The organism is Arthrobacter sp. Dra40 (assembly GCF_059091905.1).
Genome location: NZ_JBNHHB010000079.1, coordinates 1 through 22386, shown reverse-complemented (window position 1 = coordinate 22386; position 22386 = coordinate 1). Strand labels below are relative to the sequence as shown.

At 66.4% G+C, this 22386-nt stretch carries 25 protein-coding genes; 18 read left to right on the top strand and 7 right to left on the bottom strand.

What is annotated here, in order from left to right; genetic code table 11:
• Positions 1-237 (top strand): hypothetical protein (locus tag AC5RWT_RS22675; protein ID WP_494082126.1); only part of this gene is annotated, 237 nt, incomplete at its 5' end.
• A gap of 36 nt (positions 238-273) precedes the next feature.
• On the top strand, positions 274-1758 hold the full coding sequence (locus tag AC5RWT_RS22670; protein WP_494082125.1) for an alpha/beta hydrolase family protein: 1485 nt from the start codon (positions 274-276) through the stop codon (positions 1756-1758).
• Position 1759: 1 nt separating this feature from the next.
• On the opposite strand, the gene AC5RWT_RS22665 is transcribed toward AC5RWT_RS22670, so the two are convergent.
• Positions 1760-2161 carry a phage holin family protein gene (locus tag AC5RWT_RS22665; RefSeq protein ID WP_494082124.1) on the bottom strand — a complete coding sequence of 134 codons (402 nt, stop codon included), beginning with the start codon at positions 2159-2161 and terminating at the stop codon, positions 1760-1762.
• A 74-nt stretch (positions 2162-2235) separates the two neighbouring features.
• Between AC5RWT_RS22665 and AC5RWT_RS22660 the strand changes: the two genes are divergently transcribed.
• The 6 genes from AC5RWT_RS22660 (at position 2236) to AC5RWT_RS22635 (ending at position 8137) form a co-directional block, all read left to right on the top strand.
• Entirely contained in the window at positions 2236-3387 is a 1152-nt protein-coding gene (locus tag AC5RWT_RS22660) for a histidinol-phosphate transaminase (RefSeq protein ID WP_494082123.1), read from the top strand.
• 150 nt (positions 3388-3537) lie between these two features.
• Positions 3538-4722 (top strand): pyruvate dehydrogenase (acetyl-transferring) E1 component subunit alpha, encoded by a 1185-nt coding sequence (pdhA, locus tag AC5RWT_RS22655; RefSeq protein WP_494082122.1) that lies wholly within the window; start codon positions 3538-3540, stop codon positions 4720-4722.
• The gene (locus AC5RWT_RS22650) at positions 4722-5699 is read left to right on the top strand and encodes an alpha-ketoacid dehydrogenase subunit beta (protein ID WP_494082121.1); all 978 of its coding nucleotides are present in this window, start codon (positions 4722-4724) and stop codon (positions 5697-5699) included. The genes pdhA and AC5RWT_RS22650 overlap by 1 nt, the downstream gene beginning before the upstream one ends.
• A 13-nt stretch (positions 5700-5712) precedes the next feature.
• Positions 5713-7236 carry a dihydrolipoamide acetyltransferase family protein gene (locus AC5RWT_RS22645; protein WP_494082120.1) on the top strand — a complete coding sequence of 508 codons (1524 nt, stop codon included), beginning with the start codon at positions 5713-5715 and terminating at the stop codon, positions 7234-7236.
• A 113-nt stretch (positions 7237-7349) separates the two neighbouring features.
• Positions 7350-7862, top strand: a complete 513-nt coding sequence (gene rraA, locus AC5RWT_RS22640; protein ID WP_494082129.1) for a ribonuclease E activity regulator RraA — start codon at positions 7350-7352, stop codon at positions 7860-7862.
• A 50-nt stretch (positions 7863-7912) separates the two neighbouring features.
• Positions 7913-8137, top strand: a complete 225-nt coding sequence (locus AC5RWT_RS22635) for a hypothetical protein (RefSeq protein ID WP_493967099.1) — start codon at positions 7913-7915, stop codon at positions 8135-8137.
• On the opposite strand, the gene AC5RWT_RS22630 is transcribed toward AC5RWT_RS22635, so the two are convergent.
• On the bottom strand, positions 8115-9407 hold the full coding sequence (locus AC5RWT_RS22630) for an aminotransferase-like domain-containing protein (protein ID WP_494082119.1): 1293 nt from the start codon (positions 9405-9407) through the stop codon (positions 8115-8117). The genes AC5RWT_RS22635 and AC5RWT_RS22630 overlap by 23 nt on opposite strands.
• 66 nt (positions 9408-9473) lie before the next feature.
• Positions 9474-10448: a helix-turn-helix transcriptional regulator gene (locus AC5RWT_RS22625; RefSeq protein ID WP_494082118.1), complete on the bottom strand. Its 975-nt coding sequence runs from the start codon at positions 10446-10448 to the stop codon at positions 9474-9476.
• A gap of 408 nt (positions 10449-10856) precedes the next feature.
• Here AC5RWT_RS22625 and AC5RWT_RS22620 point away from each other — a divergent pair, with 408 nt between their 5' ends.
• From AC5RWT_RS22620 to AC5RWT_RS22610, 3 genes are all read left to right on the top strand, one after another.
• A complete protein-coding gene (locus AC5RWT_RS22620) occupies positions 10857-11012 on the top strand; it encodes a hypothetical protein (protein WP_493967096.1) in 156 nt (51 codons plus the stop codon).
• A gap of 99 nt (positions 11013-11111) precedes the next feature.
• Positions 11112-12083: a lantibiotic dehydratase C-terminal domain-containing protein gene (locus tag AC5RWT_RS22615; RefSeq protein WP_494082117.1), complete on the top strand. Its 972-nt coding sequence runs from the start codon at positions 11112-11114 to the stop codon at positions 12081-12083.
• Complete coding sequence (locus tag AC5RWT_RS22610) at positions 12080-12271, top strand: hypothetical protein (protein WP_494082116.1); 192 nt, start codon at positions 12080-12082, stop codon at positions 12269-12271. Before AC5RWT_RS22615 ends, AC5RWT_RS22610 begins: the two co-directional genes overlap by 4 nt.
• Before the next feature lie 178 nt (positions 12272-12449).
• Here the strand turns inward: AC5RWT_RS22610 and AC5RWT_RS22605 are convergent, their stop codons facing one another.
• From AC5RWT_RS22605 to AC5RWT_RS22595, 3 genes are all read right to left on the bottom strand, one after another.
• Positions 12450-13235, bottom strand: coding sequence for an acetoin reductase (locus AC5RWT_RS22605; RefSeq protein WP_494082115.1), 786 nt, complete (start codon positions 13233-13235; stop codon positions 12450-12452).
• Positions 13236-13480: 245 nt separating this feature from the next.
• A complete protein-coding gene (locus tag AC5RWT_RS22600; protein ID WP_494082114.1) occupies positions 13481-14314 on the bottom strand; it encodes an aldo/keto reductase in 834 nt (277 codons plus the stop codon).
• A 143-nt stretch (positions 14315-14457) separates the two neighbouring features.
• On the bottom strand, positions 14458-14892 hold the full coding sequence (locus AC5RWT_RS22595) for a helix-turn-helix domain-containing protein (RefSeq protein ID WP_494082113.1): 435 nt from the start codon (positions 14890-14892) through the stop codon (positions 14458-14460).
• Between the two features lie 216 nt (positions 14893-15108).
• Between AC5RWT_RS22595 and AC5RWT_RS22590 the strand changes: the two genes are divergently transcribed.
• Positions 15109-15612, top strand: coding sequence for a DedA family protein (locus AC5RWT_RS22590; protein WP_494082112.1), 504 nt, complete (start codon positions 15109-15111; stop codon positions 15610-15612).
• Between the two features lie 98 nt (positions 15613-15710).
• Positions 15711-16556 (top strand): HpcH/HpaI aldolase/citrate lyase family protein, encoded by an 846-nt coding sequence (locus tag AC5RWT_RS22585; protein WP_494082111.1) that lies wholly within the window; start codon positions 15711-15713, stop codon positions 16554-16556.
• A 66-nt stretch (positions 16557-16622) separates the two neighbouring features.
• Here AC5RWT_RS22585 and AC5RWT_RS22580 read toward each other — a convergent pair whose 3' ends face one another.
• Positions 16623-17495, bottom strand: a complete 873-nt coding sequence (locus AC5RWT_RS22580; protein WP_494082110.1) for an SDR family oxidoreductase — start codon at positions 17493-17495, stop codon at positions 16623-16625.
• A 128-nt stretch (positions 17496-17623) separates the two neighbouring features.
• Here AC5RWT_RS22580 and gluQRS point away from each other — a divergent pair, with 128 nt between their 5' ends.
• The 5 genes from gluQRS to AC5RWT_RS22555 all read left to right on the top strand — a co-directional run.
• Positions 17624-18526, top strand: coding sequence for a tRNA glutamyl-Q(34) synthetase GluQRS (gene gluQRS / locus AC5RWT_RS22575; protein ID WP_494082128.1), 903 nt, complete (start codon positions 17624-17626; stop codon positions 18524-18526).
• A gap of 3 nt (positions 18527-18529) precedes the next feature.
• Entirely contained in the window at positions 18530-18631 is a 102-nt protein-coding gene (locus tag AC5RWT_RS22570) for an SDR family oxidoreductase (RefSeq protein WP_494082127.1), read from the top strand.
• Between the two features lie 88 nt (positions 18632-18719).
• Positions 18720-19529, top strand: a complete 810-nt coding sequence (locus AC5RWT_RS22565) for an SGNH/GDSL hydrolase family protein (RefSeq protein WP_494082109.1) — start codon at positions 18720-18722, stop codon at positions 19527-19529.
• 229 nt (positions 19530-19758) lie between these two features.
• Positions 19759-21030, top strand: coding sequence for an MFS transporter (locus tag AC5RWT_RS22560; protein ID WP_494082108.1), 1272 nt, complete (start codon positions 19759-19761; stop codon positions 21028-21030).
• A gap of 196 nt (positions 21031-21226) precedes the next feature.
• Positions 21227-22386: zinc-dependent alcohol dehydrogenase (locus AC5RWT_RS22555; protein WP_494082107.1), on the top strand; the 1160-nt coding region annotated here is incomplete at its 3' end.

The window sequence follows — 22386 nt, the reverse complement described above, 5'->3', positions numbered from 1 at the left end:
GGGTCGGCCGCAGGCCGGCTGCTTTCCTGTGAGCAGGAATTGCTGGCGGTGCGGGCGGATCTGGTGGCCACCGCCGATGCCTGGGTTTCGCCAGCAGGCAGGGCATTCAGGAACCGGTTGCACGAGCATCGCGCGCGGATGCTTGAGGCGGCCGGTCTCTTGGGTGACGCGGCGTTTACCGTCCGGACTGCGGACGTGGCTGCCCAAACCGCAGTCCTGTACGGCCGGTTCCCATGATCCGGGCGACGCCTTTCAGGGGTGGGAGGGGTGGCAGTGGCTGAGGCGGACTGGCTTCCGAGCGGTGCCCGATGGTGGGAAGGCGGGACCGGCCACCGTAGCTACCCTGGCTACCGGGTTGCCGGCGGCGTGGGCGGGACCGCCTTTGAATGGCAGGAGCTGGCAACTGCCGCACTTCGCCTGGAGTCCGCCTCGGCCGCGGTTGACGACGTGTGGGGGCAGGTCCTGTCGGTGCAGATGCTGCTGACCGATCCGCGCTGGACGATGCTGCCGGAGCGCCGGGCGGCTGAAGCTGCAGCGCAGGCAGCCGCCGCATCGTTGGCTGCACTGGCCGACAGCATAAAAGCTTTGGCCGTGAGCGTGCGTCTGGCTTACGGAACCTACCTGGCCGTTGAGCAAGCCGTCGAGGCGGTCCTACAGGCCGTTGACAGGGCGATCTGGTGGGCATCGGTTCCCCTTGGCATGGCCTTCAACGAGGGCCGGCCAACGCTGTCCGGAGGCGAACGGCTGCTCAACCAGGTGCCGGCCGCACTGGCCGGAACGCTGGGAGGTCCGGCCGCGGGGATGCTGCTGCTCGACAGCCGGCAGGGCGGCCTGTGGAACAGTGCGGCCACTGAGCGCTTGGCGCCCTTGCTGGTGTCCGCGGCGCAGCAGGCGGGCCTGCTCCGCGGCACCCGCATCGAAATCGAACGGGTGGCCGCAGTGGCCAAAGAAATCGATCCCCCGCCCGCTTCACTGGAAGGGTTGCTGCAACGGACCGCTATCGCGGCCGACGCCGGGAACGGCGCCGTCGAGATACTGGAAGTGACGGCCCCCGGCGGGCAGAAGCGGTGGGTGGTCGCGTTGCCGGGGACCCAGGCCGCGGGTTCCGCCGCGCCGACAACAAACCCGTTCGACGAGACCGGCGTGGCAGAAGCATTCGCCGGCGGGAGCCCCTACCTCGCGGACGCGGTCTCCCGTGCTCTCAACGAGGCCGGCGCCAGCCCCGAGGACTCGGTGCTGCTGGTCGGCTACAGCCAGGGCGGCATCCACGCCATGAACCTCGCCGCCGACCCTGCCTTCCTGGCCAACCACAACGTAGGGTTCGTGCTCACCGCCGGCTCGCCGGTAGGGGGCATCGAGCCGGGCCCGGGCGTGCGCAGCGTTCACGTGGACCACGCCCAGGACTGGGTGCCTGGCGCCGATGCCAGGCCGAATGGCAACGGGCGGCACCAGGTCACCGTGACCCTGACCCACCCGGTCGGCACGCCGGCCGGCGAGCCGGCCGGGCTGGGACCCGGACATGATCTGGGGAACTACGTCCAAGGGGCCCGAAGCCTTGACCTGGGCGCGGATCCGTCGGTGCGCGAGATGGCGGGCTATCTTGGCACAGCGCTCGCCGGCGGCACCGCCCGGCAGCATCTGTTCACGCTGCGGCGCTCGCAGCCACAGTCCGGCGCGCGGCCCCGTCCGGATGCTCCGGTCACCCGGCAGGCACAGCCGTCGTCCGGATCCGGCGTGCGCCGGCAACAGCTGCCGTGAATCAGCGGCTGCGGGTCAGGGTGCCCGCCACCAGCGAGACCAGACTGATGATCAGCGAGCCGAGGACCGCGGTCCAGAAGAACGAGTCAACGACGAACTCCACCGGAGTGAAGCTGGAGAGCCAGGCGGTGAGCACCAGCATCAGCGCATTGATCACGACGGTGAACAGCCCGAGCGTGAGGATCGTAAGGGGCAGCGAGAGGAAGGAAACGATCGGCCGGACAATGGCGTTGACCAAGCCGAAAATCAGGCCGATGAACAGATATCCCAGCACCGTGCCAAAAGTTTCGTTCCCCACGGCCTCCGCTGCGGCGGTACCGTCGATGGCCATGCCGGGCAGGATCCAGTTGGCCACCCACAGTGCCAGCGCGTTGACGATGACCCGCACAATGAACTTTCCCATCTGTGTATGCTGTCACATCCGGGCTTGGGGACGCTGGGAAAACTGCTGCTGGCGGCGCACGTATCCTTTAAGGCATGACTTCTCCTGAGAGCCCCATCACAGAAGCTGCGGTTCCGGCAGCAGGAACGTCGGTACGGATACATCCCCGCCCGGTCCTCGACAGGCTGCCCAAATATGCTGCCGGCAAACCGCCGACAGCTATCGAAGGACTGCAGTCCTATAAATTGTCCTCCAACGAAAACCCTCTGCCGCCGCTGCCGGCCGTCCTGGAGGCGGTCAACGCACAGACGGACATCATGCGCTACCCCGACCCGCTGTGCACCGCGCTGCGGACCGAACTCAGCCGCTTCCTGGATGTCCCGGCCGAAGACATCGTCACCGGGGCGGGCAGCCTGGGTGCCTTGGTGCAGATCCTGCAGACGTTCGCCGGACAGCATGAGGACGGCACCGAAGACGAAGTGGTCTACGCCTGGCGTTCGTTCGAGGCCTACCCGATCATGGTCGGACTTACGGGTGCCCGCAGCGTGCAGATCCCGAACCGGGCCGACGGCGCGCACGACCTGGAAGCCATGCTGGACGCAGTGACGGAGCGAACCAAGGTCATTCTGCTGTGCACGCCGAACAACCCCACCGGGCCGGCCCTTAAAGCGGCCGACGTCGAAGACTTCGTGCGCAGGGTCCGCGACGACATCATTGTGGTCATCGACGAGGCGTACACGGAGTTCGTCCGCGACCCGGAGGTCGTCGATGGCGTGTCCATGTACAAGAAGCATTCCAATGTTGTGGTGCTGCGGACCTTCTCCAAGGCCCACGGCCTGGCCGGCCTTCGGGTGGGCTATTCCGTTTCGCAGCCGGAGATCACCCAGCACCTGCGTGTGGCGGCCACGCCGTTCGCCGTGTCCAGTTTGGCTGAGCACGCGGCAATCACCTCGCTGCGCCACTACGACGAAGTTGTAGAAAGGGTACAAAGCCTCGTCGACGAGCGGGACCGCGTGGTCGCCGGACTCAAGATGCTCGGCTGGACGTTCCCGGAGACGCAGGGCAACTTCGTCTGGCTGCCGCTGGGGGACCGGGCGCAGGAGTTTGCGGAGCTTGCCGGGCGGCAGGCGCTGTCCGTCCGGGCCTTTGCAGGCGACGGGGTGCGGGTCAGCATCGGTGAGGTCGAAGCCAACACCCGCTTCGTGGCCCTCTGTGAGAACTATACAAACGGTCCCGGCGTTTCCTGACGGTAATATCACCGGCCCCCGCGGCACGTGCCAGTAGGCTAGGACGAGACAAACGACCGATATATGCCGGGCCTGGAATGCATTCCCGGCCCGGCATATATGAACAGCGAAGACCGGTGCCGTTGGGCGCCAGGTCGGCGAGGAGTTCGTATGGGCGCTGAGCACCTGCCCGCCTCGGAATTCGACATCGAAGAACTGGAGCAGTCGCTGGTGGCCAGCGACCCTGCGGACGCGCCCCCGCTGGTGCAGTTGATGGCCCCTGACGGGAGCATCCGCGAGGACGCCAGGTTCAGCGACTATGCGTCGCACCTCGACGGCGAAGCTCTCCGCGGCATGTACCGCGACATGGCGCTGATCCGCCGGTTCGACCAGGAGGCCACCGCGTTGCAGCGGCAGGGGCAGTTGCTGCTCTGGCCTCCCCTGCTCGGCCAGGAGGCGGCACAGATCGGCTCCGGACGCGCCATGCAAGCGCAGGACTATGTGTTTCCGACCTACCGGGAGCACGGCGTTGCCTTGACCCGGGGGCTGGATCTGTCCCACGTGCTCAAGCTCTTCCGCGGTGTCAGCCAGGGCGGCTGGAACCCCCGGGAGGCCAACTTCCATCTCTACACGCTGGTGCTGGCGGCCCAGGCACTGCACGCGGTGGGCTACGCCATGGGCATCCAGCGCGACGGCGACGACGGTGTGGCCGTTGCGTACTTCGGCGACGGTGCCAGTTCCGAAGGCGACGTGCACGAGTCGATGGTGTTCGCCGCCTCCAACCAGTCGCCGGTGGTGTTCTTCTGCCAAAACAACCACTGGGCCATCTCCGTTCCCACGGAAGTCCAGTCGCGGGTTCCGCTCTCCAACCGTGCCACCGGTTACGGCTTCCCGGGCATCCGGGTGGACGGCAACGACGTCGTCGCCGTCCATGCCGTCACCCGGTGGGCCATGGAGCACGCCCGCTCGGGCAAGGGACCGGTGCTGATCGAAGCATTCACGTACCGGATGAGCGCCCACACCACCGCCGATGACCCGACCAAATACCGCGAGGCCGCCGAAGAAGACGGCTGGCGGGAGCGCGATCCGATGTTGCGGCTCGAACGGTACCTGCGCAGCACCAACACGGCCGGCGACGAATTTTTCGAGCAGGTTTCGGCCGATGCCGACAAGCTTGCGGCGACCACCCGTGCCGACGTCCTGGCCATGGAAGCGCCGGACTTCGAGGACAACTTCGCCAATGTCTACGCCGATCCGCACCCGTTGGTCCGCGAGGAGCTGGAATGGCACCGGCAATACCAGGCCGGCTTCGCCGATACCGGAACCGACGGCACCGCTGCAGGGGAGGCACGCTGATGACCACCACCATGACTATCGCCAAGGCCATCACCAGCGGGCTCCGCGCCGCCTTGGCCAATGATCCGAAAACCCTGATCATGGGCGAGGACATCGGCAAGCTCGGCGGCGTCTACAGGGTCACCGAAGGACTCCAGGCCGAGTTCGGAGCCGACCGCGTGGTCGACACTCCGCTGGCCGAGTCCGGCATTCTCGGCACCGCCATCGGGCTGTGCTTCCGCGGCTACCGGCCCATCTGCGAAATCCAGTTCGACGGCTTTGTCTTTCCGGCGTTCAACCAGATCACCACCCAGCTGGCCAAAATCCGGACCCGCAGCTCCGGCATGCTGTCGGCTCCCGTCGTCGTCCGCATTCCGTACGGTGGCGGCATCGGATCGATCGAGCACCATTCGGAGTCACCGGAAGCCCTCTTCGCGCACACGCCCGGCCTGCGCATCATCACGCCCTCCAACGCCCACGATGCCTATTGGATGACCCAGCAGGCCGTCACCAGCCAAGACCCGGTCATCATCTTCGAGCCCAAGCGCCGCTACTGGCTCAAGGGCGAGGTGGACACCGAGTCGCCCGGCCGCGATGCCTTCAGCGCCCAAGTGGTCCGCGAAGGCACCGACGCGACCATCGTCGCCTACGGGCCGCTGGTGCCCGTCGCCCTCGCGGCGGCGAAGGCAGCGGAAGAGGACGGGACCAGCGTGGAGGTCATCGACCTGCGATCCATCTCGCCGATTGACTTCGACACCGTCACGGCCTCGGCCGAGAAGACCGGCCGGTTGATTGTCACGCACGAAGCCCCGACCTTTGGCGGCATCGGCGGCGAGATCGCTGCGCGCGTGGGTGAACGCGCCTTCCTGAGCCTGGAAGCGCCGGTGCTGCGCGTTGGCGGCTTCCATATGCCGTACCCGGTGGCGAAGGTGGAGGAACAGTACCTGCCGGACATCGACCGCCTGCTTGAGGCCCTCGACCGTTCGCTCGCCTACTGATATCGGAGATTCCATGTCGAATACACAGATTTTCACCCTCCCCGATGTTGGCGAGGGACTGGTCGAAGCCGAGATCGTGTCCTGGAAGGTCAAGTCGGGGGACACCGTGGCGGTCAACGACGTCATTGTGGAGATTGAGACCGCGAAGTCCTTGGTAGAGCTGCCCAGCCCGTATGCGGGAGTGGTGTCGGAGCTGCTGGTCCCCGAGGGGCAGACCGTGGAAGTCGGGACACCGATCATCGCCGTCGCCGCCGAAGGTGACGGTCCGGGCGCGTCCGCAGGGCCCGCTGCCCAAGCCCCGGCAACCTCCGCAGTGCCCGAGCAGCCGGTGCCCGACGCCACTCCCGAGGGCGGGCCGCTGGTCGGTTCCGGGCCCAAGGCCGACCCCGTCAAGCGCCGCCCGCGGCGCAGCGTGGCCCCCGTTTCCTCGCCCACGACGACGACGGCGGAGCCCGCCTCGACGCAGCGGCGGTCGGCCAGCGGGTCCGCGCCCGCCACGGAAGTGCACCTGCCGGAGCCGCACGGGCAGGCACAGCATGTGCCGCCGGTTCCCGCCGACGATGACTCGCCCGTCCCCGGATCCGCTCCCGCCGCCGGCGCCGGGCAGGCCCGCGGCGAAGCGGTCCACTCGGCTGTCACCCGGCTGCTGACCCGGGTGCTGGCCAAGCCGCCGGTGCGCAAGGCTGCCAAGGATTTGGGCATCAACCTGGCGGATATCACCCCCACCGGCAAGGGCGGCGAGGTCACAAAGCAGGACCTGCTCAGCTACCAGGCGCAGCGCGAGGCCGAGCAGGCAGCCGCCCCGATGTTCTGGACGCCCCGGAAGGGCCTGGACAACCGGATCGAGCGGATTCCGGTCAAGGGCGTGCGCAAGGCCACCGCCAAGGCCATGGTTGATTCAGCGTTCAGCGCCCCCCACGTGAGCATCTTTGTGGATGTGGACGCATCACGGACCATGGAGTTTGTTCAGCGGCTGAAGAAGTCCCGCGACTTCGAAGGCGTCAGGGTGTCCCCGCTGCTGATCCTGGCCAAAGCCGTCATCTGGGCTGCCGCGCGCAATCCGAACGTCAACGCCAGCTGGGTGGAGACGGAGTCCGGCGACGAGATCCACGTCAAGCACTTCATGAACCTGGGCATTGCAGCGGCCACGCCGCGAGGCCTGCTGGTCCCGAACATCAAGGACGCCCAGGACCTCTCGCTCAAAGAGCTCGCCGTCGCCCTCAACGACCTGGCCACCACGGCCCGCGCCGGCAAGACCAAGCCCGCCGACATGCAGAACGGCACGCTGTCCATCACCAACATCGGCGCGCTGGGGATCGACATCGGCACCCCGATCATCAACCCCGGCGAAGTCGCAATTGTCGCGTTCGGCACCATCCGGCAGAAGCCGTGGGTGGTCTCCGGCGAAGTCATCCCGCGCTGGATCACCACGCTGGGCGGATCGTTCGACCACCGCGTGGTGGACGGCGACCTGTCCGCCCGGTTCATGGCAGACGTGGCGGCCATCATGGAGGAACCGGCGCTGCTGCTGGATTGATCCGTTGGAGTGCTGGTGCCCTCGCCGCAGCCGTGGCATGATCTCGGTGTGGCGAGGAGGAGCAGCATCACGTGACCAGCCCAGCGGGCGACGCCGGTACCAGCATGCCCGGCATGGACGAACCACTGCCGCACGCCGCGTCCAGCGCCGCCGAACCTGCAGTGATCCCGACAGCGGATCTCTACGACCAGCGCGGCGACGAACTTGCCTCCGTGGCGCTCCAGTTCCAGAACTTCGGCGGACGGTCGGCGTTCAGCGGACCGGTCCGCACCATCCGGTGTCTCCAGGACAACGGGCTGGTGAAGTCCATGCTTAACTCCCCGGGCCGCGGCGCCGTGCTGGTCGTCGACGGCGGAGGCTCGCTGGAGACGGCGCTGATGGGGGACATGATCGCTGAAGCCGGCGCGGCGAACGGCTGGTCCGGAGTGATCATCAACGGCGCCGTCAGGGACCGGGCGGCCCTCGCGCGGCTGCCGCTGGGCGTCAAAGCGCTCGGCAGCAACCCGCGCAAGAGCGCCAAGGACAGTGCCGGCGAAACGGACGTACCCGTCGTAATCGGCGGCGTGGTGTTTCGGCCGGGGGCCACAGTGCACGCCGACTTGGACGGCATCCTGGTGGACGCCTAACCGCGCCCGCGCACCACGTGAGCCCAGTCGTCCTGTGAAAGACTGGGCGCATGAGTAACAACAGGCCCTCGGGTCAGCGCAACGGCTCCGGGATACCCAGGATCGACTGGAAGGGCACCCTGTGGGCCATGGCAGCCGTGTTCCTGCTCAGTTATGTCATGATCTGGCTGGTGCCCGGCCTGCACCCGATCCTGCGGATCATCATTGTCATCGGCCTGTACTTCGCCGGCCGCTACGCGTACTACCGCTACATCAAGAACCGGCGCCGGCCATAGCCTTTTCCAGGACGGGTGCCAGCCTCCGCACACCCTCACGGATGGCGTCCTCGGACACCGCGCTGAAGGCCAGCCGCAGCTGATTGGACGGTTCGTCGGAGGGGCTGAACGCCGCGCCCGGGATGAAGACGACGCCGGCCTCAATCGCATCGTGGAGCAGCGGGTAGGTGTCGACGCCCTCGGGAAGGGTGACCCACACGAAGAAGCCGCCTTCGGGCTCCGTCCAGCTGGCTCCCTCCGGCATGAATTCCTTCAGCGCCGAGAGCATGGCGGCACAACGCGTGGCATACAACTGACGGTAGGTATCGATCTGCCCCACCCAGTCGTGCTCGTCGAGATACGTGGAGACCAGCATCTGGTTCAGCGTGGGCGGGCACAGGGTGACCGCCTCGTTGGCCAGGTAGTAGCTCCGCTGCAGGTGGGAAGGCAGCAGCGCCCAGCCGATCCGCAGGCCAGGCGCCATGATCTTTGAGAACGACCCTAGGTAGATGACGTCGTCGGGGTTGTCCGCGCGCAGCGGACGCAACGGCTGTCCGTCGAAGCGCAACAGCCCGTAGGGATTGTCCTCGAGGACCAGAATCCCGGCCTCCCGGCAGATGTCCACGATCTGCTGCCGGCGCTCCGCGGCGAGCGTGATGCCGGACGGGTTATTGAAGCTGGGAATGGTGTAGAGGAATTTAATGCTGCGGCCTTCACCCTGCAGCTCTTCGATGCGGCGCTGCAGTTCGGACGGGATGAGACCGTGCCCGTCCATTGGCACGGGTTCCACCTGGACCTCGTAGGCCTCGAACGTATTCAGCGCCCCCACGTAGGTGGGATCTTCACACAGCACAACATCGCCGGGATTGCAGAAAACTTTGGCGGCCACATCCTGGGCGGACTGCGAACCGGCTGTGACCACCACGTTCGCCGGATCCGCTCCGGTGATGCCTTCCCGTGCCATGACTTCGCAGATCAGGCGCCGCAGGCTCTCGGTGCCCTGGCCCCCGCCGTACTGCAGGGCTGTCATCCCGTGCTCCGCGATCAGCCGCTGCGCCATGCCGGCGATCTTTTCCAAGGGCAGGGACTGCAGGTATGGATTGCCGCCGGCCAAGGAGACCAATCCCGCGCGCATCGAGATGTCAAAGACGTCGCGGACGGCGGATTGCTTGATGTTCGCGGCCCGTTGCGAAAAGAGGTGCTGGTGCTGGTGTGCCGCCGTCGCACGTTCCAGTGCCACTTCCGTCTCGGTTGGCAGTGTCGTGGAGAAGTCTGCGTCCTGTGAAGTCACTCACACAGAATAGCCCGCCACGTTACGGAACAGGAAACAGAAGTTTTCTATTGGTGCTGTTTCGGCCTACAGCCAGCCTGCGTCGCGGGCCTTGAGCGCCGCCTGGAAACGGCTGTCCGCGCCCAGTTGCTCCAGCATCCAGGCAATGTGGCGCCTGCAGGTGCGAACGCTGATATCCAGCCGCCGGGCAATTACCTCGTCCGAGTATCCGGCAGCCATGGCATTGAGGATGGAATGTTGGATGCCGTTCAGGTTCGAGGCATCGTTTTCCTGCGCGCCCAGAACATAGGGAGAGGCAAGATCCCACGCCACCTGGAACAGGTTGATGAAAACCTGGATGAGGTTAAAGTCGCGCACCACCAAGGCGCCGCGGTCCTCCGGGTGCAGTTGTCGTCCGATCAGGGCCAGATTGCGGTCGAAGATCATGATCTTCAACGGCACATAAGGCAGGGTCCGGTACTCGCCGCCCGCTGGGGATATGGCCGCGACCGCTTTGCGCGTGGGCACGTGGTCCAGCGTGCTGGAGTGGCTGATGTTCTTGCGGACCACCCCGCGCTGGAGCAGTTCGAGGTCCTTCTGGATGCCCTCTTCGTGCACGTCCGCCGAGGCGCCGGAACCGGGCTGGCTGATCAGCACCTGCTCCGAGACATCCCGGCCGTAGTCGACCAGCAGTTTGCGGATCACGCCGGGGTCTTCGAGTACTTCCACCGAGGAGTCCAGCGCCACCCGTTTGCGTGCTGCCAAATAGGTCGGTACCAGGGCCGCCATATCCGCGCGGTGGCCGCTGATCTTGGTGCGCAGGTCGATCAGCAGCCGCTCGTCGGAGTCCACCAGTTGCGACAGCGCCACATCGGGGGAGATGGCAACATAGCACTCCACGTCCGGCGCCGGCTGCTGCAGCAACTGCCTGCTGACCAGCTCCCCAATGGCGATATTGAGGTCCCGGATGGTGTAGCCAAGGGCCGTGGAAGCCGTCTCCTTGGTCCAACCGGGGTGCGCCACGGCAAATTCGTAGAGTTCGAATGCCGTCCCGCTCAGCATGGGGCGCTCCTCCGGTTGATCCATCTATGTATCACGCAGGGCCTGCCCTACCAACGGTGGCTGGGCCGCACTTTGGCTAGTCTAAGGCAACTCTTGGGGCCAACCTGCGCCTTTCATGAGCGTCTACTTCCTGCCATGGCCACATTATGCCACCGGCGGCATGTGTTTGTCCGATGGACTTCCGCACCCGCCTTTTCCCTTGACTCCGCACGGCGGAAAGCGGTTTTAGCTTCTTGTCCGGAACCTGACAGTGCAACCCCCAAGGCACGATCAGGGCATGTCCGGATGTTGCAAGTGGATTGGCTGGACAGGCACAGTCGTGGCACGGAACTCTTGGAGATGTCGGGGCGAGCAACCCGGACGGATCTGTCACCGAAAAACGAACCTAAGCCATGTGAAGGGAATGACATGTACAAGAAGATCGCGAGCATGACGGCAGGTCTGCTGGTCGCTTTGGGAGCCGTCTCAGCGGCCACCCCGGCAGTAGCTGCCGATTTGGGACCGGTTCCGCACTCCGACAAGTCAGTAAACGTTGCAGCTTCCGCCCTTATCTGGGACTGGTAAAAAGCCGCCCCATCTCATCGGCACTGTGCTGATCCCGTAACCAGGACGACGCCGGCTATCCCTCCCCCAACCACCAGAACATCGAACCAGGAGTAGCGCATGAGCCAGCTGACAGCCATCCGCCCAACAAGTTCGGTGAACGTCAAAGCGTACTGGTGGGTTCTGTCTATTTACACGGGTAGACAGGACGTAGCTGACGCCGTCATAGGAGAACTGGTTACACCGCTGGTCGCCCACGCACGCCGCGAAGGCGTGGGCCGCTGGTACTTCAGCCACAGTGCCGACCAGATGGGGCCTCACCTGAAGGTCCGGTTCCTGGGCCGCCGTCCAATCCTCGACAGCCTCCAGAGGTTCGAGTTGGCGGCCCGGGACCGGGTCCTCCACATTCTTCCCGGCATCACAACCCAGGAAAATTTCGTCCTGCCTTCCGGCAGCGAGGATTCGATCGCCATCTCCCCGTCCGACACCGTCGTCGCCGTGCCGGAGGCCGATCTGGACCGTTTCGGGGGACCGGAGGGGCTGGAGTTGGCGGAGGAAGTGTTCGAACTGTCCTCGGAGCTGGCCATGTGGGCCACCCAGCGCTTCAGCAAGTCCCAAGGCCGTTCGGCGCTAGCCTCCTTGCTCCTCTGTGATGCAGCCTGGGCCATGATGTACGGGCCGAAGGCACAGCAGTGGCCCGACCGCAGCCGTTTGTCCTGGGAGTACTGCTGGGACAACCATCTGAGGGCATCCACTGCCGAACTGGGCCGTTCGGCGCCGAAGGCCCGGCACAGCCTTACCGCCGGGCTGGTCGCGCGAACCGCCCCGATGCACCGCTTGATGGCCGCAACAGCGGACGAAAGCAGCGTTCAGAACTGGCGCCGCCGATGGATCAGGACCCTTGATTCCTATTTGTACCGGGCAGACCGGGCCCGGGTCAGCCGCAGCGCGCAGCAATTGACGTTCTGCCAATCCCACCTGCTGATGAACCGACTGGGGTTCACCACCTGGGAAGAAGCCGCTCTCGGCGTGTATGCCAGAGCATGGTCGCCCGAAGTCGAATCCTCAATGCTGGAGAAGAGGACGAAATGAGCCCGTTCGGTTTCTCGATGATCGGACCCGAATCCATTAAGGCACCGGACGCTTCGAACGAGGGAACAGCATCTTCTTTGGACCAGATCGGCGTACTGGGTGCGCACGGCCAGGATGATGATCTCTGGAACCTCACCGGAAGCACCTACTCGCGTGACGCAGCCTGGGCAGACCAGGCCTGGCAATAGACACCAGCCTGCCGGCGTTGCTCCACCCGACCAAGACCTAAGACCTCCCCCCAAAAGGATCAGGCCGGAGCTACCCCCAAAGCTCCGGCCTGATCCTTGTTCGCGCCCTCAGTGGCATGTGCATCCGGCGGCGCAGGCGACGTGCGACCGTGTGGATACTGCAGCCCGCGCAGGGGAATCAGTTGTAGAGCATGCCACCGTCGACCAGCAGCACCTGGCCGGTGACGTAGTCGGAGTCAGGGCCCGCGAAGAACGACACGATTTTTGCCACATCTTCGGGCGTTTCGATGCGGCCGAGGGCGATGCCCTCCACGTTCTCCTGGAGGTTTTGCCCGATAGGCTTGCCGTTGATCTTGCTGAGTTCCTTGTCGATGAGCTCCCACATTCCGGTTCCCACGATGCCGGGTGCGTAGGCGTTGACGGTGATCCCCTTGGGGGCCAGCTCCTGGGCTGCCGCTTGCGTGAAACCGCGTACGGCAAACTTGGAGGCCGAATAAGCGCTGAGAACCGGGTACCCCTGGATGGCGGCAATGGATGCTGCAGAGATGATCTTGCCGCCGCGGCCAAGCTCCTCAAATTTTGCTGCTGCCGCCTGGATGCCCCAGACCACGCTGTTTACGTTCACGCTGAAAATCTGATCGAGTTCCTGCTCGCTGATTTCGAGAACTGGCTTAATCTGCGCGATGCCGGCGTTGTTGACGATGACGTCGAATCCACCCAGCTGTTCGGCTGCAGTGTCAACCGCCGCGGTAACCTGGTCCTTTTGGGCGACGTCCGCGGCCACAAAAACCGACTTTCGTCCGAGCGCCGTGATTTCGGCGGCGACAGCTTCACCCTTTGCGCGCTGGGGTTCGATGTCGGCGACGGCGACGTTGAAGCCATCTTCGGCCAAGCGAAGTGCAATGGCCCGCCCGATGCCTTGGCCGGCGCCGGTGACGAGTGCGACCTTGTCCTGGACAGTCATGTGTTGTCTCCTTCTTACTGCTACAGCGCCATCTGTGACGGCCTTATCGAGGCATCACAAACTGGCTGCGACGGACACCGGTCAGTTGACCCGGTGTCATTAGGTTGCAACAACGATTGACCGAGCTTCATTCCTTTGCATGCAAACAGTTTGCTACAGACAGGGAGGGCGATGCTGCAGGATCCCGGACGGAGGCTCCCGCAGGGCAGGATCCTCGGACAGGGCTCCTGCCGCCGTCAGCTGTTTTAGTGGCCGAACACGTCCGCGTCGGTGATATCCGCCGTGCCACGGTCCAAGGCGGAGAGCTGCTCTAGTTCGGCGGCCTCCATCATGAAGTCGAAGATGGCGAAATTCTCGGCCAGCCGGTCCGGCTGGGCGGACTTGGGGATGGGCACATGCCCCAGCTGGGTGTGCCAGCGCAGCACGATCTGGGCCGGGCTCTTGCCGTACTTGCCGGCCAGCGACTCGACGGCCAGCTCGCGCAGCAGGTCGCCGCCGCGGCCCAGCGGACTCCAGGACTCGGTCACGATGCCGTGTTCACGGTGGATGCCCACCAGGTCGCCGCGGGCGTGCCGGGGGTCCAGCTGGATCTGGTTGACCTCGGGGACCAACCCGGCGTCGAACAACCGTTGCAAATGTGCCGGTTTGAAGTTGGACGTGCCGATGGCCCGCACCATTCCGTCCTCCAGCAACCGGGTGAGTCCTTCGAACGCCTCCAGATAGCGGTCCTGCCCGGGGTTGGGCCAGTGGATCAGCAGCAGGTCCACGTAGTCAACACCCAGCCGCTGCGCACTCGCCTCGCAGGCCTGACGTGCGCCGTCGACGCTGTGCCACTGCTTGTTGAACTTGGTGGTGATGAAAACCTCCGAGCGGTCCAGCCCGCTGCGGCGCAGCCCCTCACCGACGCCTTCCTCATTCCGGTAGTTTTCCGCGGTGTCGACCAGCCGGTAGCCAAGCTGGAGGGCCGTTTGGACAGCCTGAGCGGTTTCGGCGTTGTCCAGGGGCCAGGTTCCCAATCCCAGCAACGGCATCTTGGCCCCGTTGCGCAGGGTGACGAGCGGGGCAAGCAGGTCGGCCACGGTAACAGTCTCCTCTGGTTGTCCATCGGGCCCGATTCCGGGCCGGTGGCACCCAGCCTAAGGGCCAACGTGCCGGCTGTGCACCCCGCGCGGCCGCAGAGCTGCCCGGACCGGGGCAGGGAAGATGTTGCGCCGGTGCAGGCTCACGAGGGTGCAGGCTCAGAATCCTGCGGCGTGGCAGCGGCAGAAGCCTCCGGGGAACCCGGGTCGGGCGCAGCGGTGCGGGTTTCCAGCCAGGCCAACACATCCGAGAGCTGGATCCGGCGGTGCGTCCCGCGGTACTGGACCGGGATGGTGCCGGCATCGGTCAAGCGGCGCATGTAGGTCAGCGACACACCGGCGACCTCCGCCGCCTGCGACGTGTTCAGCAGTTCGACCGCGGAGCTGACCATCACCGCATCGCCCTGGGCAAACCGCCGGAGCATATCAACGACGGCGTCCGCGGCTTGCGCCGGCAGTTTCACGGCAGTGCCGTTCACGAAGACGGTGACGTCGGCGCTTTCGTCGAGCGCCCGCTGCAGCCGCTGCGCTTGTGCGGCCGGAAGTGCGTCGGTGGTTCGGGGCGTCAGCTGGGCCATGAACACAGCGTAGGACACATCCCCCGCCGGACCACGGAAGGCGAGCACCGCCGTCGTAAATTCAGCCTGACTTGTGCACCCGGGCCATTGACAGTCATCGGCCGCCTGGGCTTACGTGATCACAGGCTGCTGTTGCCACGGAAAGCCTGCGCAAAACGCCGGCCAGGCTTCCGCCAACTCCCAAGGAGACCATCATGGGCCAACCCTTCTCCGGCCGTGGACTGGAGCCCACGGGCTGAGATGGAGCACCTTGCCAGCCTCCCCTTCGCTCTCGCGGTCACTGCGCTGTTCGCGATTGTGATGGTCCGGGCCAACGCAACCTACTGGGCTGGCCGGGCGGTGGCCGCCGGCGGCCGGCGCACCCGGTTCAAGCGCCAGTTGGATTCGGGGGCCATGCGTCGGGCGGAAGCGATCATCGCCCGCTGGGGAGCAGCGGCCGTCGCACTCTGCTTCCTGACGGTGGGCGTCCAGACCGCGGTCAACGCAACGGCCGGTCTTGGCCGGATGCCGCTGCGCAGATACCTGCCGGCCGTCGTGATCGGCTCCGTGTTGTGGGCGGTTCTGTATGCCACCGTTGGCCTGGTGGCCCTGGAGGCTTGGATGGCCGCAGCCGCCGGATCCCCGCCGGGCATCGCCGTCGTGGTGCTGCTCGCAGCAACGGCGGTGGTCGCAGTGGTCCTGGTCCGGCGTCGGCGCTCGCGGCGCTCGGCATCCATCTGACGCGGTTTCAGCAGTGCCGTGGAGACCCGTGGCGCACGCCTCAGGCGTATTCGCGCGGCCGTTGGTGGCCCCGGCTGGAGAAACACTAGGCTAGGAGTATGTCCGCTTTGAGAAACCGCCGTGCTGCCGCCCTTCCCGCAAAATTGTCCCGCTCCTGGCTTCTGGCCTCGGCGGCTGACGAAGCGAATTTCGGCCCGGCGCTCGCCTCTGAAGCAGACTCGGTCATTTTCGACATGGAGGATGCCGTCCCCGCCGGGGGGAAGGCCGCGGCGCGGGAACGGGTGGTGGAGGCCCTGTCCACCGGCATGACCGCCTGGGTCCGGGTGAACGGCATGGAGACAGACTACTGGGCCGACGACCTGGCGGCCCTGTCCAAGGCCCCGGGCCTGCGCGGGGTCATGCTGGCAATGACGGAAAAGCCAGAGCAGGTCACGCACACCGCCATGCGGCTGCAGGCCGGGACGCCGGTGTTGGCCCTGATCGAGTCCGCCATCGGCATCGAAAACGCCACCGACATTGCCCGCGCGCCGGGGACCTTCCGCCTGGCTTTCGGCGTGGGCGACTTCCGCCGCGACACCGGTGCCAGCGATTCGCCGATGGCGCTGGCCTACGCCCGCTCCCGGCTGGTGGTCGCGTCACGGGTGGGCCAGCTGCCCGGCCCGATCGACGGCCCCACCGTTGGCGCGCTGGGCGAGGAACTGCTCGAAGCCTGCAAGGTGACCGCCTCGATGGGCATGACCGGCAAGCTCTGCCTGCTCACCGATGCTGCCGACACCATCAACAAGGGGCTCTCGCCGAGCGAGTCGGAGATCAAGTGGGCGCACGAGCTGCTCGACGCGCACGCGGCCGGTGCCGTGGTGGGCGACGGTTCCTACCTGCCGCGCTTGGCCCGCGCCGAGAAGATCTCTTCGCTGGCCGATTCCTACGGACTCTGGAACGCCTAAACACGCACCGGCAGGACCGTGCCCGGGCTTCGCCGCGTCCGCGCGGTCCGGCCGGTGCGGTTCACGTCAGTCCCGCGCGGCGGTCCCGCCGATCAACTGCCGCAGGCTCAAGGCCGGACGACCGGTCAGCAGGTTAACGTCGTGGGTGACAATGTCCAGCTCTCCGGCAGCAATCGCCGTGTAGGTGCTGACCCAGGCATCGAGCTGCCAGCCCGGGGCCCCGAACCGTGCCCGGCTGGCGTAGGCTTCCTCCACCGTTTCGTTGTGGAACGCCGTCGGCCGGCCGGTGGCCTCGGCAATGGCAGCTGCCGCCTCGGCCATGGTCAGTGACTCCGGGCCGGTCAGTTCGTAGGTGAAGCCGGCGTGGGGCATCGGCTCGGCCAGGATCGCCGCGGCGGCCCGTGCCACGTCCTCGCGGGCCACGAAGGCAGCCTTCCCGTCCTCCGCCGGGCCGCGGATCACGCCTGCCTCGTCGGCGAAGGACGGCAGGATGTCTGCGTAAAGGTTGTTGCGCAGCAGCGTGTGCTTCACGCCGGATCCGCGGAGCTTCTCCTCGGTGGCGAAGTGGTCCCTGGCCAGCGTGAACATCGCATCCTCGGCCGCGCCGATGAACGAGGTGTAGACAATGTGCTGTACGCCGACCCCAATGGCGGCGTCAATCAAGGTGAAGTGCTGCTGCAGCCGGTCCTCTGCCTCGGCTGCGGAGACCATGAACAGCGTCTCGATGCCTTCCAAGGCGGCAGTCACAGCCGCCATGTCGCCGTACTCGGCGCGCGCCGTCGTCGTGCCCGGCAGTTGCGGCGCCCGCGACGGGTCGCGGACAATCAACCGCTGCGGCAGGTTCTGCTCCGCCAGCATCCTGGCAACCAAACCGCCCAGCTCGCCGGTGGCGCCGGTGATCGCAAGGGGGGTTTCCGTGGGGGACTCGGGTGTGCTCATGGCACCAGCCTAATAGGCGGCGGCAACACTCCGGCAGGAGCGCCGGCAGCTAACTGGCGAACAGCTGCCGACCGCGGCTGGCTTGCTATCGTGGGGACGTGCCAGCAGCCCAGAGTCCCGCCGGTCCATTGCGTCCCGCCGGCCGGTTCGCGCCCAGCCCCTCGGGTGAACTGCACGTAGGAAACCTGCGGACCGCGCTGCTCGTCTGGCTCTTTGCGCGCAGCACCGAACGCCGGTTTCTCATCCGGGTCGAGGACCTGGACCGCGCGCGGGCCGGCTTCGAGGCCCAGCAGTTGGCGGATCTGGCGGCCATCGGCCTGGACTGGGACGACGAGGTGGTGAGGCAGACCGACCGCGCCGACGTCTACCGCCACGCGCTCGGACAGCTGGCAGAGGCAGGACTGGTCTACGAATGCTTCTGCACCCGCCGCGAGATCGCCGAGGCCCCCAGCGCACCGCATGCACCGGAAGGGGCCTACCCTGGCACCTGCCGCAACCTGACCGACGCCGAACGGGAGGAACGCCGCCAGCAACGACCGGCCGCGCTGCGGCTGCGCGCCCACACCACCAGCTACACCGTCACCGACCGGCTGCACGGCGACTACACCGGGCTCGTGGATGACTTCGTGCTGCGGCGCAATGACGGCGTTCCTGCCTACAACCTCGCGGTGGTGGTGGACGACGCGGCCCAGGGCGTAGACCAGGTGGTGCGCGGCGACGATCTGCTCTCCTCCGCTCCGCGGCAGGCCTACCTCGCTTCACTGCTTGGGTTGCCGCCAATGGATTACGCCCACGTGCCGTTGGTGGTCAATGAACGACGGCGGCGCCTGGCCAAGCGCGATGGTGCGGTGACGCTTGCGGCTCTGGAGCTGGCCGGCCTCGATGCCGCGGCCGTGCGCGCCATGCTCCTGGCGTCGCTGGGCTTGCCTGACCTGCCGCTGCAGCAGTTGAGTGCGGACTTCCGGCCCGGGTTATTACCCCGCGAGCCGTGGGTTTTCGATCCGCCGGAGGTCGGCCCCGGCCACGGGTGATCACTGCTGGAGCTGGCTGCCCTCATCACCTTCCTGGCCAGCGACGACGCGTCGGTCGTCGCCGGGTCCGAGTTTGTGGCTGACGGCGGTTACACCGCCGGCTAATCCAGTTCCGCCCTCCGGCCACAAGATGCCCGGGCAGACTTCACCAGAAGTTTGCCCGGGCTTTTTCCGTGCCGGTTAGCTTGGGTGCGTGGGCGGACTCTTTGTGGCGTTGGGCGACAGCTTTACCGAGGGTGTGGGCGACTACACAGCGAACTTGCCGAACGGAGTCCGCGGGTGGGCAGACCGGGTAGCCAAACAGTTGGGCAAGCAGGACCCGGATTTCCGCTATGCAAACCTGGCGGTGCGCAGCAAACGGCTGCACCAGGTCGTCGCCGACCAACTGGAACCCGCGATCGCGATGCAGCCCACCTTGGTCTCCTTCTACGCCGCGGGCGGCAATGACATCCTGGAGTTCAAGCGCAGCACCGCGGAGCTCATGGCCGAGTACGAAGCCGCCGTGAAGGGGCTGGCGGCAACGGGTGCTCGCCTCATTCTGTTCACCGGGTTCGAGGTCATGCTGCCGCCGGTGCTGGAGCCCATGCGGCGTCGGAACCGGGTGTTCAACGAGGCCGTCCGAAACCTGGCCCGGCGTTATGACGCCGTGCTGGTGGACCACTGGGCCTTCGAGCACTATCAGGACCGGCGGATGTGGGACGCCGACCGGCTGCACATGTCCGCGCTGGGGCACAAGTACATGGCGGCCAGGGTCCTTGAGGCCCTCGGCGTCGATCACACGCTTAGGCTGAAGCGCCCGGACGCTCCGGTGCGGACGGGCTGGCGTGAGGCAGTGAGCCGCGAGCGCGCCTGGCTGCAGGAATGGGTGATCCCGATGTTCGGACGCAAGCTCAAAGGCGTCACCCTGGGAGACAACCTGCCGCCTCGCTGGCCGGAGCCGGTGCAGGTTGCACACGGTTTGAAGAGGCTGGCCAGGGAGCGTGCCGCGACGTCGGCGCAGTGATGCACAGGGTTTGGCCGAGGACCGGGCGGATGATTGGTCCCCTTCCAGCAGCCTGTTCCTGCGGTGGCGATACTTCGTGCCGCACCGGTTGCCGCTCCAAACCTGCCGTTTGACGACCACCTGCCACATTATCCGGGTGGCCGTGCCTGCGATCTCCCCAGCAGTTGTACGCTGTTGCCACAACAGAGGCCTGCGGCCAGGCCGCGTCGTCGGTGAGGAGGCCGCCGCCATGACAGTCCAGGAGCCGCACAAGCCGGTGCCGGCACTCGGTATTCCGGCGGCGTTCCAGGAACCCACCGTCAAGGTCCGTCCCGGCTGGGTCACCGCCGTCGTGCTCACCAATCTGGGCATCAATGCGGCCTTCTTCGGTCCGCTGCAGGTCTTGCTGGCCGAGCAGTCCCAGGCATTCGACGTCGTGAACAAGGAAGCCGTCCTGGCGATGGCCACCGGATGCGGCGCCGCCGTGTCCCTGGTTGCCAATCCGATCTTCGGGGCCCTGAGCGACCGCACCACCTCCCGGTTTGGCCGTCGCGTGCCGTGGGCCCTGGCCGGCGGCATCCTGGGCTTCGCGGCACTGCTGCTGCTTTCCGGCGCGCCCAACATCGCCGTGATGGTGATCAGCTGGTGCCTGGTGCAGGCCGGGTGCAACGGAGCCTACGCGGCCGTCACGGCCAGCATCCCGGACCGCGTGCCGCGGCAGCAGCGCGGCCAGATCGGCGGGCTCGCCGCCATCGGACAGACACTGGGCATCGTCATGGGCGCGGTCCTGGCGAATCTGGCCGGGGGGTTCGCCGCCGGTTACGTCTACTGCGCTGTGTTCCTGCTGGGCAGCGTCATTCCGTTTGCGATTGCCGGCCGTGACACGCCGTTGGAAAAGGCAGACCGCCCCGCCTTCGCCTGGGGCAGCTTTTTGAAGGGGTTCTGGATCTCGCCGGCCAAGCACCCCGACTTCGGCTGGGCGTGGCTGACCCGGTTCCTGGTCAACCTGGGCAACAACATTTTCACGCTCTACCTGTTTTTCTTCCTGCAGGATGCCGTGGGACACCCGGACCCTGCGGCCGGCGTGCTGCTGTTGACCGGAATCTATGCGGCCACCGTGGTGGTGATGGCCGTGGTCGGCGGACCGCTGAGCGACCGGGTGGGCCGGCGCAAGCCGTTCGTCATCGCGTCCTCCATCACCATCGCGACGGCGTCGGTCATTGTGGCCATCGCTCCTGAGTGGCCGGCGGTGGTTGGTGCGGCGATGGTCCTGGGCGCGGGTTTCGGCATGTTCCTGGCGGTGGACTTCGCCCTGCTGACGGAGGTGCTGCCCAGCGCGGCCGACCGCGGCAAGGACATGGGCGTCATCAACATCGCTGCCTCGTCGCCACAGGTCATCGCACCGCTGATCGCCGCCCCCACGGTGCTCTACCTTGGCGGTTATACGGCGCTGTTCGTGCTGTCCGCGGTGATCGGGCTGCTTGGGGCGGTCTTCGTGGTCAAAATCAAGGGTGTGCGGTAGCCAGGAGCGGGATTCCGAGACCCGTAACTGCCCTGCCGTGACCTATAGTCTTTGCCCCTATTCGCCGATAGCAAGTTTGCTTACTAAATCGACGGATGTTTATGGTGGGGATGCAGACGAGCCAACGGACGGACTGCGCGGTGACGAAGCTCGCGGTGACGAAGCTTCGGGCCCGCGGCCCTGAGAAGGAGGACAGATGAAGGCACTGACATGGCAGGGAAAACGCTCGGTGAGCGTCGAGGAGGTTCCGGATCCGCGGATCCAGGAGCCCACGGACGCAATCGTCCGCATCACCTCGACCGCCATCTGCGGTTCGGACCTGCACCTGTATGAGGTGCTCGTCCCGTTCATGGACAAGGGCGACATTATCGGCCACGAACCGATGGGGATTGTCGAAGAGGTCGGTTCAGCGGTAACGCATATCAAGCCGGGGGACCGGGTTGTGATCCCCTTCAACGTATCGTGCGGCCACTGCTTCATGTGCACGAAGGGCCTGCAGTCGCAGTGTGAGGTCACCCAGGTGCGCGAGTACAACAACAATGCCCAGTTCCTCGGCTACTCGCGGCTCTATGGGTCGGTGCCCGGCGGGCAGGCCGAGTACCTGCGGGTCCCGCACGCGGACTATGGTCCCATCAAGGTCCCCAACACGGGTGAGGACGAGCGCTACCTCTTCCTCTCCGACGTCGTGCCCACCGCCTGGCAGGCCGTGCAGTACGCCGCACCCCCGGAGGGCGGCTCCCTGGCGGTGCTGGGCCTTGGTCCGGTGGGTCAGATGTCCGCCCGGATCGGCCGGCACTTGGGCTACCGGGTGGTGGCGGTGGACCCGGTCGCCGAGCGGCGGGCCATGGCCGAACGCCACGGCATAGAGACGCTGGACTCCTCCGGCGACGTGGCCGAGCGGCTGAGGGATCTCACTGACGGCCGCGGCCCCGACTCGGTGGTGGACGCGGTCGGCATGGAAGCACACGGGTCCCCCGTGGCCGGCGTGGTTCACCAGGCGGTGGGGATGCTGCCGTCTCCGCTGGGACGCAAGGCCATGGAGACGGCCGGGGTGGACAAACTCGACGCGCTGTACACCGCCATCGACGCCGTCCGCCGCGGCGGCACGATCTCGATCAGCGGGGTGTACGGCGGCATGAAGGACCCACTGCCGATGCTCACGATGTTCGACAAGCAGCTGCAGCTGCGGATGGGCCAGTGCAACGTGAAGTCCTGGATCGACGACCTGCTGCCGCTGGTCGACGACCCTGCGGACCCCCTTGGCGTCCTCGACCTCAAGACGCACACCGCGCCGCTGGAGCAGGCGCCGGAGATGTACGAGAAGTTCCAGAAGAAGCAGGACGGCTGCATCAAGGT